The 11,240-nt window shown below is 46.5% G+C and carries 11 protein-coding genes and 1 pseudogene; 3 read left to right on the plus strand and 9 right to left on the minus strand.

The window, feature by feature from the left end; translation table 11 throughout:
- Positions 1 to 52 precede the first annotated feature (52 nt).
- From VNN20_02340 to VNN20_02355, 4 genes and pseudogenes are all read right to left on the minus strand, one after another.
- Complete coding sequence (locus VNN20_02340) at positions 53 to 1,210, minus strand: carbon-nitrogen hydrolase family protein (protein ID HWP91024.1); 1,158 nt, start codon at positions 1,208 to 1,210, stop codon at positions 53 to 55.
- A 255-nt stretch (positions 1,211 to 1,465) separates the two neighbouring features.
- Positions 1,466 to 1,897 carry a DUF4231 domain-containing protein gene (locus VNN20_02345; protein ID HWP91025.1) on the minus strand — a complete coding sequence of 144 codons (432 nt, stop codon included), beginning with the start codon at positions 1,895 to 1,897 and terminating at the stop codon, positions 1,466 to 1,468.
- Positions 1,898 to 2,029: 132 nt separating this feature from the next.
- Positions 2,030 to 2,242 (minus strand): annotated as a pseudogene (locus VNN20_02350) (DUF4071 domain-containing protein).
- Positions 2,243 to 2,346: 104 nt separating this feature from the next.
- Positions 2,347 to 2,703 (minus strand): hypothetical protein, encoded by a 357-nt coding sequence (locus VNN20_02355; GenBank protein HWP91026.1) that lies wholly within the window; start codon positions 2,701 to 2,703, stop codon positions 2,347 to 2,349.
- A 572-nt stretch (positions 2,704 to 3,275) separates the two neighbouring features.
- Here VNN20_02355 and VNN20_02360 point away from each other — a divergent pair.
- Positions 3,276 to 4,967, plus strand: coding sequence for a thiamine pyrophosphate-binding protein (locus tag VNN20_02360; protein HWP91027.1), 1,692 nt, complete (start codon positions 3,276 to 3,278; stop codon positions 4,965 to 4,967).
- Positions 4,968 to 5,143: 176 nt separating this feature from the next.
- Here the strand turns inward: VNN20_02360 and lepA are convergent, their stop codons facing one another.
- Complete coding sequence (gene lepA / locus VNN20_02365; GenBank protein ID HWP91028.1) at positions 5,144 to 6,937, minus strand: translation elongation factor 4; 1,794 nt, start codon at positions 6,935 to 6,937, stop codon at positions 5,144 to 5,146.
- A 194-nt stretch (positions 6,938 to 7,131) separates the two neighbouring features.
- Here lepA and VNN20_02370 point away from each other — a divergent pair, with 194 nt between their 5' ends.
- A complete protein-coding gene (locus tag VNN20_02370) occupies positions 7,132 to 7,779 on the plus strand; it encodes a hypothetical protein (GenBank protein HWP91029.1) in 648 nt (215 codons plus the stop codon).
- A 520-nt stretch (positions 7,780 to 8,299) separates the two neighbouring features.
- Positions 8,300 to 8,563 carry a type II toxin-antitoxin system MqsA family antitoxin gene (locus VNN20_02375; GenBank protein HWP91030.1) on the plus strand — a complete coding sequence of 88 codons (264 nt, stop codon included), beginning with the start codon at positions 8,300 to 8,302 and terminating at the stop codon, positions 8,561 to 8,563.
- A 45-nt stretch (positions 8,564 to 8,608) separates the two neighbouring features.
- On the opposite strand, the gene VNN20_02380 is transcribed toward VNN20_02375, so the two are convergent.
- From VNN20_02380 to VNN20_02395, 4 genes are all read right to left on the minus strand, one after another.
- Positions 8,609 to 9,010, minus strand: coding sequence for a type II toxin-antitoxin system VapC family toxin (locus VNN20_02380; GenBank protein ID HWP91031.1), 402 nt, complete (start codon positions 9,008 to 9,010; stop codon positions 8,609 to 8,611).
- Positions 8,946 to 9,233 carry an AbrB/MazE/SpoVT family DNA-binding domain-containing protein gene (locus tag VNN20_02385; GenBank protein ID HWP91032.1) on the minus strand — a complete coding sequence of 96 codons (288 nt, stop codon included), beginning with the start codon at positions 9,231 to 9,233 and terminating at the stop codon, positions 8,946 to 8,948. The genes VNN20_02380 and VNN20_02385 overlap by 65 nt, the downstream gene beginning before the upstream one ends.
- Before the next feature lie 349 nt (positions 9,234 to 9,582).
- The gene (gene amrS, locus VNN20_02390; GenBank protein ID HWP91033.1) at positions 9,583 to 10,665 is read right to left on the minus strand and encodes an AmmeMemoRadiSam system radical SAM enzyme; all 1,083 of its coding nucleotides are present in this window, start codon (positions 10,663 to 10,665) and stop codon (positions 9,583 to 9,585) included.
- Positions 10,666 to 11,041: 376 nt separating this feature from the next.
- Positions 11,042 to 11,240: hypothetical protein (locus VNN20_02395; GenBank protein ID HWP91034.1), on the minus strand; the 199-nt coding region annotated here is incomplete at its 5' end.

The raw sequence follows: 11,240 nt of genomic DNA on the forward strand, positions 1-11,240 counted from the left end.
ATTAATGGCTTTACTACAGCAATCCAATATCAAAATATGATTTTGTTATATATTAGGAACGGCTTCGTCTTCCCGGCCTTTTAATCTTCTGAATCTCCTCAAGCATGGATTCCAGCTTCTCCAAAGTTACTTCGAACTTCTCCGAAATCCTGCGAAGCTCGTCTGCCGGAAGCTCAACCTCTCCCGAAGAGGAATCGGCCAGAGGAGCCTCCGGATTCCAGGCTTCCTGTCGCACTGCCAGTTGGGCAATATCCCAGCGGGAATAGTGGCCGAGTGAATCAAAAACCGCTTTTACCGCCTTTATCTGATTCGCATAGCACTCAGCATAAAGAATCGCATCCTTCTCAAAGTTGGGCTCGGCCAAATATCTTCCGGCAGGGTTCACAATTGAGCTTCCGCCCTGCGCCCAGTCGTAATTGATATGGTTGCCGTCCCTTATGTAATGCCATCTTTCCGGGAAATCCTCCGGCGTCAAAAACCCACAGGCACTCAGCACAAACGCCCCGGCCTCGAAGGCGTGTACTTTAATAAGAGATTGGAGATTGCAAAGCGCGCCGCCTGGACTTGTGTCGGCATCAAGAAGGTGGGTTTCTCCTCTTTTCCAGTTACCCGGCCAGACGGCGATATGAAAATCCTCGCCCCTATGAATCATCGCTGCTCTTATGAGGGTCATGTGGTTTTCCCAGCATATAAGACCCCCGATACGGCCAATGTCTGTATCAAACACCCTTATATCGCTGGCATCCCCTTTGCCCCAATAGATTCTCTCCGTGTATGTGGGCATGGTCTTTCTGTGCCTTCCCATGACCTGACCGTCCTTCCCTATGAATAGCAAGGTATTGTAAACGGTGCAGCTTCCGGCACGGTCGTCCAATTCGTTCAAGCCCATGACCACGTATGCCCCCGCTTCCTTTGCCGCCCGTCCCAGAATCTCCGTGTCCTCGCTCGGAATAACGACGGAGTTGTCCTGGAGCGCAATCATGTAATCGGTCCACTCATGTGGGTTTGTTTCATAGCCTACGGTGTAATATGCCGGGTAGGTGGGAATGAAGGCTTCGGAAAAAGCGATTAATTCGGCCTTATTTCTTCCGGCGTCTTTTATTAATCTGCAGGCCTTCTCGATGGTCTTCTGCTTATCCATAAAAACAGGCGCAGCCTGCACGACCGCAACCTTCACTTTTTCCCTGCCGCCTAGAACTTTTTTGCTCATTGTTGCCCTCTGATTTTTGTTGATTTGATTTTGTAGAGACGCAAAATTTTGCGTCTCCACGATCTTTATTCAACCAAACTCTCGTGGTATTTCAATGTTTACAGTTAAAAGCTAGAATCGGAATTACCCGGTAATTATAGACGATTGGTCTTAAAGACTCAAAACAATCCTAAACTTTAATATCGCCATCAAATCGCAAAGAAAAACTCAAACGTTAACTGCCGGACTATATTCGGCAATCCCTGGATTAAGAGCTCAACCTGGTAATTCTTCTTTTACAGGTTTGCTTTCCACTTTGTGCTCTTCTTCCTTCTTTTTCCCATTCACCACTCGAGTAATATACACCTCCACATCGCCCTGGATTATCTCTTCCACCCGGGCGGCAAAGACGGGGTATGACTCTTCATGTTTTTTATAGCCATCATAAGAGGCGCTAAGCTGAAAGAATCTCCAGCCCCCAATCTTGAGTAACTCTACCGTGCGGCGATAGTGCCGCCACCTCTCCCCAAAATGGAAGAACTCCTCCACTGCTGGGCTGATTGCTACCACCAGTCCAAGTATTATAGACAAGTAGCGAAAAAGAGGCAGGTTAAAGGTCACAAATGCAGGTATAAGCACCCCGCCTATTATAGTGGCAAGACGAAGTCGGTAATACCAGTCGCGGGTGCGGTCGGCTCTGCCCTCCATACACAACACCTGTTCGAGCCAGCGGGAGTGCACGAGGAGTTTTTCAAATCATCAAGGTCCAGCCGGTCGATCAGTTCGTCGAGGTCCTGCTTCAAATATTCTCGGTAAGAACTTTCTGTGGGCACTTTTTCACACCGCAAATGGACAAAGAAGCAACCTTTCAAACATAGGCTTTTGAATGATACCCCCAGCCTGCTCTTCGTCGGCTCGTATCGGGTCGAGCACCGCTTCCTTGATGCCCGGAGCGATGTGTTCTCTATAGACAGCGTCGAAGTCTATCATTAACCCGGCGGCATCGGGCTTCTTACCAAAGGGCATCAGGACAAAACAAAGCGGACGGTTCATTGCTCTCCCCCCGAAAGAGGGCTGGTAAACGATAGTCCTCTAAGCAATAAGTCAAGAGTTGAGAATTCAGATTAACTCTTCTTTAATTCTTCATTCTTCACTTCTTATGGAGTGATTATATTACCGCCCTGCGGTTCGTCTGATTGCGCTTGGGATTGATTGATTTTTTCCTCAATTAGATTAAAAAGCCTGGTTTTAAAACCTTCGTCGTAGGCGCAGACTTCCGGGATTATATATCCGAGGAGAGCGATTTGTAGAAGGTGCTCGGTATTGGCTAGAAGATATTCTTCTGGATATTTAGCACCAAAGGAACGAGAAAGATTGGAGTAAATATATTGTCCAAGCTCGTTCGCTACATGAACGACACTCCTACCTTGGGATTGCCTTCGTGCAGATACTCCCATATTGAAAGCCATTGCCACCGAGTCCATTGCCGAGCCTTTCTGTTCTTGGCCTTCCATATTTTTTACCTCCTAATCAACAACCTGCAGTAAGCTGCAGGGTATGGTCTTAGAATAATAGCGTCTCATTTGTCATTGCGAGGAGTCCTTCGATTTCACTCAGGATAGACTCCGCGACGAGGCAATCCGTTAGATCCTTCGCTGCTCCTTCACTTCCGCTCAGGACATGGCTCAGAATGACACGCGGTGTCAGATTCCTTCACGGAGTTTACACTGAACACTTCGATTCTCTCAGTGCAGGCTCCGTGAATGTATTCGCAATGACAATATAGTGGTAACCCTGTGGCAAACCACAGGGAATTCCCAACTAAAGAGTTATTTTAACAGTTAACCAAGTAGATATACAAGTGTAGGCGATTATCTTTTACCATTTGAATATCCGTCACGAAAACCTTATTTGATTTACAAATGGATTAGTGTAAAAGTATTTTATGCTGACCCGGGTTCGATATAACTAAACCAACTCTTATGAATTTTTTTTCCCTACTTAAAGGGAGGAAATAAAAATCAGTTGACCCTCTGCCCATTAATGTTATTTCGAGCCCGGACCGAGAATAGATAGGAGGGAAACAATGTCCAAAGTTCACGGTGGATGGCTAGTAGTGAAAACCTTGCATGAGCTAGGGGTGCGGGAGATATTCTCCCTTAGCGGGGGCCATATAAACCCCATTTATGATGCCTGTGTGGATTTCGGCATAAGGCTCATAGACTTCCATCACGAGCAGGGGGCATCCATGGCCGCCGACGCTTATGGAAGGGTGAAGAGGCAACCGGGAATATGCCTGGTCACGGCAGGTCCGGGATTTACCAATACCCTTACCGGAATAGCCGGGGCATATCTCTCCAATTCCCCGTGCCTCCTTCTTTCCGGGAAATCGGGGATTGAGGAGAATGACCGGCTTCCTCTACAGGATATCGACCAGCAGGCGGTCATCACACCGATTACCAAATGGGCCAGGACCATTTTTGACCCGAAGCGGATCCCCGAATATGTGTCTACCGCTTACAAGAAGGCTATCTCCGGAAGGCCCGGTCCGGTCTATCTGGGAATGCCCTACGAGGTTCTGTATGCGAATTTAGAAGAAGGAAAAGTGGAACGATACAACACGGAAATCCCCTCCTACAAAGTGGAGGCAGCGAGAGAAGCTGTTGCACGTGCCGTCGAAATGCTTAAATCCGCCCGCCGTCCGGTGGTCATTGCCGGAAGCGGCGCCTGGTACTCCGGGGCAGATGAAGAACTCAAGAAATTTATAGACCGGGTCGGGGTCCCCACCTTCACCCTGAACTTTGGAAGGGGAATTTTATCGGATGACCACCCGATGTGCTTTGGTGCAGCAAGCCCATCTGCCCCGGTGGGCTTTAAGAAAATAACCTCCGAGGCGGACCTGATCCTGCTCCTGGGCATCAGGCTAAGCCTATACATCGGATTCGGCCGGACCTTTAACCCCGATGCAAAGGTTATTCAGGTGGACATCGACCCCGGAGAGATAGGGAGAAACAGGCCGGCAGATCTGGGGATAATTGGCGACGTGGGTAAGGTGCTCTTCCAGCTTTCCGAATATCTGGAGAGGCATTCCATTAACCTCGATTATAAACCCTGGGCAGAACTGGCTCAAAAGTGGCGTGAAGAGGAATGGCAGAAAGCCGAAGAGATCAGGAATTCCAACAAAACCCCCATTCACGCCCTCAGGGTAATCAAGGAGGTGGAGCAGGTTTTGGGCGGGGACGGCATGCTGGTAATCGACGGCGGAGATACTCAGGTCTGGACAGACACTACCTATCACGTAGCCAAACCGGGGCATTACGTTAAAGGAGGCCCACTTGGATGTATGGGAGTAGGAGTACCCTTTGCTATCGGGACGAAGGTGGCTTACCCGGATAGGCAGGTAGCGCTCATAAGCGGCGACGGTGCGATAGGGATGAACTTCATGGAGCTTGAGACGGCCATAAGGCACAAGATTCCCTTCGTCACAATAGTATGCAACGACCAGTCCTGGGGAATGACCAAGCATCAGCTCTGGCTAACCTACGGAAGGGAACGCCAGACGGTGGGAGTGGACCTTCCTTTTACCCCCTTTCATGAACTGGTTAAGGTGTTGGGGGGATACGGGGAACTGGTGACTGACCCAAAAGAGATACGCGGAGCGCTCTTGCGTGCTTTTTCCTCGGGGGTGCCAGCATTGATAAACATCCCCACCGACCCGGAAGCGATAAGCCCGGCCACCTATGCCCTGACCCAGATGATGCTGCCGAAGGAGAAATAGGGTAGTTAACCACAACGGCACCAAGACACTAAGTTAGAATACAGAATCCAGCACCCTGTAGTCAGAAGAAAGACGATCTTCATCGATTTATTCTGGCTTCTGAATTCTGACTCCTGGCTTCCAAATTTGTATCCATTATCTTTCTTTGTGTCGTCGTGGTTCCGTAATTCAACCAATCACGTTTTAAGCACTGCCAAAAACGCCTCCTGGGGAATCTCGATTTTGCCTATTTGCTTGAGGCGCTTTTTCCCCTCCTTCTGTTTCTCCAGGAGCTTTCTTTTTCTGGTCACGTCGCCTCCATAGCACTTTGCGGTGACGTCTTTTCTCACCGCTTTCACCGTCTCCCGCGCAATCACCCTGTTTCCTATGGCCGCCTGAAGCGCCACTTCAAAAAGCTGTCTCGGTATCAGTCTCCTAAGCTTCTCCACAAGCTCCTTTCCTCTTTCGTAGGCCTTCTCCTTGTGTACGATTATGGAAAGCGCATCCACCGGCTCACCGTTAATAAGCACATCGAGCTTTACCAGCTCCGACTCTTTATAGCCGATAAGCTCATAATCCATGGAGGCGTAGCCGCGGGTAACCGATTTAAGCTTGTCGAAGAAATCGAAGATTATCTCGGAGAGAGGAAGCTCGTACTCCACTATGACCCGGTCCTGGGTCAGGTATTTCAAATTCTTCTGAACCCCGCGCCTCTTCTCGCAGAGGTCGAATATGGCACCCAGGTGGGCACTAGGCGTGTGTATCATCACCAGCACATAGGGCTCTTCCATTATTTCTATCTTGTCAGCAGAAGGGAGCTTGCTCGGGTTATCCACTAAACTCACCTCTCTCTTTGTATCGGTAACCCGGTAAACAACCGTGGGCGCAGTAGAAATAAGCTCAAGTTCGAATTCCCTCTCCAGCCTCTCTCTAACAATCTCCATATGGAGAAGCCCCAGGAATCCGCAGCGAAATCCGAACCCGAGTGCAAGGGAAGTTTCAGGCTCGTACACAAAGGCTGAATCGTTTAACCTGAGCTTTTCGAGAGCATCGCGGAGCTTGTCATAATCCCCGGGGTCGATGGGGTAAAGACCGCTAAAAACCATCGGTTTCATCACCCGGAATCCGGAAAGGGGTTTATCTGTCGGCCTCGCCGCGTCGGTAATGGTATCTCCCACCTTTGCTTCGCTTATCTCCTTTATTGACGCCGTGACGAATCCGACCTCTCCTGTAGAAATCTCTCCTACCTCGATGGCTCTCGGAGAAAAAACACCGAGCTTTTTTACCTCATAGGTTTTGCCCGTGGACATCAGTTGAATTCTCATTCCCAGTTTGATCTTTCCTTCGAAGACCCGAACGAGCATTACTACGCCCTGATAGGAGTCAAACCAGCTATCGAAGATTAGGGCTTTTAAAGGAGCTTCGGCTTCCCCCTTTGGGGGCGGGATTTTCTTTACTACCGCTTCTAGTATTTCCTTCGTTCCAATTCCCTCTTTTGCACTGGCCAAGACGGCATCTTCGGCGCTTATCCCGATTATCTCCTCGATCTCACTCTTTACCCTGTCCGGCTCGGCCGCAGGAAGGTCGATCTTGTTTATGACCGGAACAAGCTCCAGTCCGGAATCGGCAGCGAGAAAGGCGTGTGCCACCGTCTGAGCCTCGACCCCCTGTGAAGCATCCACCACCAGGAGGGCGCCCTCACAGGCCTGAAGGCTCCTAGAAACCTCGTAGCTGAAATCAACATGGCCGGGGGTGTCGATCAGGTTAAATTCATAGGTAATTCCATCCTCTGCTTTGTAGTTGATCCTCACCGCCTGGGCTTTGATGGTAATTCCACGCTCTCTTTCTAAGTCCATCTGGTCGAGAAATTGCTCGGTCATCTCTCGCTCGGTCACCGTCCCGGTGAATTCTAGGATCCTGTCGGCAAGGGTGGATTTGCCATGGTCCACATGGGCAATTATGGAGAAATTCCTAATATATCTGGTTTCCATATTGGATTGCGTAAGCCGCAAGAAAACTAACGAAGGTATTATATAGGAAAAGGAGTGTTAGGCAAATTGAGGAGGTTTCCTAAATTTCATTGCCGTTTACCATGCTTAGCCAACGAGTCTTGCTCGTGGGCTGACGAGCGCTTACTTAATTAATAAAAACTGCTTGTTGAGAAAGGAGTTCTCGTTGAGAGATAATGGTGCTAATAGAGTTTAGGAAATACACTATGATGTTATTAAATACTCATCTAGAAATTATCGAAAATTCGGTCAAAAGAGTTTGGGAAAAACTACAGAATTGTTCATATTATTTCATTACTGAATCGGATTTTCAATTCGAACTCATGCGATGCATATCTGAAGAACTCGAAAGTTCCAAACTGCTCAGCCCCACCGAATACAATTTCTCCTGGAGCGGGAAAAGCATAAGGCCAAAGTTAAGCGTAATTCTCCACTCTGAATATCCTCGCACTAAAAAATCCGCCGACAGATTTAATATTGTTTTGCTTGACGACTCCTCGATGAAAAATGATGCCTACCACTGGAACGAAAAGATAATCTCAGTAGCAATACAATTAAAATACGGTTGGGGATTGAATAAGGCAATGAAAGATGGATTCCTTGCAGATATTAATAAACTTCGAGATCAAATTTCAAGTAAAAGAATTCATTATGGTATTGCTATCTTATTAGCCACGGAAGATATTTCCAAAGAAAAATTAAAACAAATATCAGAACAAGTCGAAGAAACTAAATCGGACAAAATAAAAACTTATATTATTACTCCATCAGGAATAATTCCCCCTCTCACCACCATATCCCCGGAATATTTGATGAATAACTAGGGCACTTACCATCACCAGTGATACAATGATTTAAAATCTTCTATCCATCCAGGAAGATTTCCGGCATAAACAAACCTGAGTCCCGCTTCATAACCGATTTATATCTATAGAGCTTGAGCCATAATCTGGTTTGAAAAAAGAAAATAATAGACTAGTACGGCTTTGATTTCCCAGCGGCACAGGATAATATAAGTCAACCTTTTTGAGCCGGAAGTGCACTTTTAACCATACTTAGGTAGCATGAACTTAAGTAAACTAAGAAAATGTATCAAATCTGGGAAATATGAGTGGAGACAACACACAATTAATCGTATTATTGAACGTGGTATTACTAGAGAGGAAGTGATAAAAGTTATAATGGATGGGGAGATTATCGAAGATTATCCAGAAGATAAACCATTTCCCAGTTGCCTTCTACTCAGTTTGACGAAGGGTAAACCGCTTCATGTAGTTGTCAGTCTTGATGAGAAAGAAAATACGGCATATATTATTACAGTCTATGAACCGATTTTAGATAAGTTTGAATCCGATTATAAAACTAGGAGAAAATAAGATGGGGCAGTGCCCGCTTTGTGGAGGGAATAAGGAAAAAGGACTTACTACCTTTACTGTAGACTTAGGATTTGGCCTCCTAATTGTGAGAGGTGTACCCGCCAATATTTGCTCTCAATGCGGAGAAAAGTGGATTCCCTCAGATGTAGCTGAAAGGCTAGAAAAGATTGCTGAGGATGTGAGAAAGAAAAAACCTGAGCTCGAAATTGTGAGTTTTGAAGAAGCCGCCTAAAACGTTGTTTTCGCAGTTTTTACATATCCGGGAAGGTTTCCACCTTCACCTTAACCATTCAATTTTTATCCTTTTCTCGACCTTCTTGAAATCGGTGTCACCGGTAACAAGAATTGCTTTTTCCTTCTCGGTCAGTGCAGCGGCAAAGGCATCGGCATAGGATACAGGGTAAAGTGCTTTAAGGTGTGCAGCACTCATGACTAGCTTTTCTTCCACGGGTGCGACTATATTTATGGGAAGAAGCCTCAACAATTGCTCAGCTCTTTTTGCCTCTTCAATACCCCTCGTCTTTGCGTAAGTATAGAAAACCTCTCCAAAGTTAACTATGCCCAGGATCAGGTTGACTTCTTTGTTTCGTGCTTTGCGAATCAAAGCATCAACTCTAAGATGACCGCTTTCTTCTTGGAGCCATGCGAGTACCGCCCATGCGTCGAGCAAGTATTTCATCCTCTTCTATCTCCTTTCTATGTTCCTCTTCCAACTCTTGTAGGGCGTTTGTGCCCTTGAGAATCCCATGCAATTCCTCGACGGGGTCTTTGATAACCGTCACCTCAAGGCGTTTATCGTCTATCTGCCTAAATTCAAGAAAGACGCCCGCTTTGATTTTCATTTTTTCTCTTATCTCATTTGGAATTACAACTTGCCCCTTTGACGAAACCTTTACTATCATCTTACTCCCTCCGTATAGTCTTACTACTAAGCATAGGTAAGACGAATGAGGTAGTCAAATAGGTATATTCCGCATATTTTTGGATAGCAAAGAGCTAAGACAAAACTATTATTATTAGATCAAGAATGGTTTGAAAACACTGCTGTGCAAAATAACTTCTTTAGATTTTATTTCCTCTCTCTCCTCATTCTATATGGCGTTCGTGGTGAGCCTGTCGAACCATGAACGCCCTTACGGGTTTCCCTCCGTTCTCCTCTCCCAGAAGTGAGAGAAATGGAAAATCCTTACGGGCTGTCATTGCCGGCGAAGTGAAGCAATCCATTATTTTAGACAGGTTTGGAAGGATAATTCACCACCAAATCCCGGGAATAGCGTAGGAACAATTGGGGCATTTCCCATCTTTAGTAATACAATAATCCAAAATCTTATATCCGTATCTCTCAACTAACAGTTTATGACAGTTTGGGCAGTAGGTGTTCTCGTAGTTTCTTACGTATCCGGGAAGGTTTCCTGCGTAAACAAATTTCAGCCCTGCTTCATAACCGATTTCTGCGGCGCGGATTAAGGTCTCAGGCGATGTATTATCCGGGTCGGTCATCTTGTAATCCTTATGAAACGCGGTGACATGCCAGGGAATATCCGGTGATATATCTTCGAGGAATTTTGCTGCGGATTTCAATTCTTCATCCGAGTCGTTGAATCCGGGTACAATCAACGTAACAATCTCCACCCAGAATCCCATCTCCACCAGCCGGGGAATGGTTTCAAGAACAGTGCCAAGAAGCCCGCCCAGCTTTCTATAGTTTTTATCCTGCATGGATTTTAGGTCCACTTTGTAGCAATCTGTAATCGGTCTTAGATATTTTAGAACCTCCGGGGTTGCATTTCCGTTTGAGATAAAGGCGGTTTTAAATCCCTGCTCTCTCGCCAGTCTAAAAACATCCGCAGCCCATTCCGCAGTAATAAGCGGTTCGTTGTAGGAGCTTCCGACCATACTCGCTCCATATCTTTTAGCAATACGAACCATCTGCCCTGCCGTAACAGCCATCGGGTCTATTCCCGCCGAAGAGTCCCGAAGGGCCTGGGAGGTAAGCCAGTTCTGACAATAGGCACAGTGATAATCACAGCCAAGCATACCAAAGGTTAGCGTTGATGAACCGGGAAGGACGTGGAAGAATGGTTTCTTCTCCGTAGGGTCGCACTGTAGTGCGGCCACGTACCCTTTTGGGACAAATAGTTTTCCATTCTTGTTGTATCTTACTTTGCATATTCCCCTTAAGCCGTCTCGTATCAAGCACCTGTGGCCGCAGGCGTAGCAGAGAACCTTGTTATCTTCTAATCTTTGATAAAGCTCGCCCTCTTGAGAGTGCTCATCCAATATTTCGGCAAGAGATGGCCTTGCCAGCGTCTTTAGTTCTTTCTTTACTTCCATGCCTCATATCCCCAGGAATATAGATAGTAAAAGTTTAGTCGTTTGGGCGTATGGGTGTCAAACATCGTTAAAACAAAGAAATGTAGTTACTCCGCTCTCAAAAGCGTCATTCCCGCTTAAATCTGTCCACTAAGGCATTTATAGGAGAAACATTCAGGCATGACGACAAAGAGAGTGTCTTTCCCACGAAGCTTGTCCTCGCGGAAGGGGGGAGTGGGAATCCCCCCCGATCTGTCATTCCCGCGCAAGCGGGAATCCAAAAAGTACATGGATCCCCGATTAATGATTTCGGGGATAACAAATAGGATGATGCTCGATTGCCCCCTACTTTAATCGAAGTAGAGACACAACTAGCAAAGAAAAAGGTTTCTGCTACTTATTTAAATACAGTGTAAGATATCACGAATATCGTGGGGAACAACCTTGGTATTTCTAGGATTATAAGTGGCTTTCTGCAATTCATAGCTACTACATAAAAGTAGTCATACAAAAACCGGTTAATGAAGAAGGATATATCCAGAAATACTATAATAAAACCGTCAGGTTCATCCACAAAGCTACGGAAATAGAAAAAA

Source organism: Thermodesulfobacteriota bacterium, assembly GCA_035559815.1.
Classification (GTDB): Bacteria; Desulfobacterota_D; UBA1144; order Nemesobacterales; family CSP1-2; genus DATMAT01.

Coding starts and splice junctions, on each gene's coding strand:
- VNN20_02340 (HWP91024.1), bottom strand. CDS start 1,210: ATGAGCAAAAAAGTTCTAGGCGGCAGGGAAAAAGTGAAGGTTGCGGTC.
- VNN20_02345 (HWP91025.1), bottom strand. CDS start 1,897: ATGGAGGGCAGAGCCGACCGCACCCGCGACTGGTATTACCGACTTCGT.
- VNN20_02355 (HWP91026.1), bottom strand. CDS start 2,703: ATGGAAGGCCAAGAACAGAAAGGCTCGGCAATGGACTCGGTGGCAATG.
- VNN20_02360 (HWP91027.1), top strand. CDS start 3,276: ATGTCCAAAGTTCACGGTGGATGGCTAGTAGTGAAAACCTTGCATGAG.
- lepA (HWP91028.1), bottom strand. CDS start 6,937: ATGGAAACCAGATATATTAGGAATTTCTCCATAATTGCCCATGTGGAC.
- VNN20_02370 (HWP91029.1), top strand. CDS start 7,132: ATGGTGCTAATAGAGTTTAGGAAATACACTATGATGTTATTAAATACT.
- VNN20_02380 (HWP91031.1), bottom strand. CDS start 9,010: ATGAAATACTTGCTCGACGCATGGGCGGTACTCGCATGGCTCCAAGAA.
- VNN20_02385 (HWP91032.1), bottom strand. CDS start 9,233: ATGATAGTAAAGGTTTCGTCAAAGGGGCAAGTTGTAATTCCAAATGAG.
- amrS (HWP91033.1), bottom strand. CDS start 10,665: ATGGAAGTAAAGAAAGAACTAAAGACGCTGGCAAGGCCATCTCTTGCC.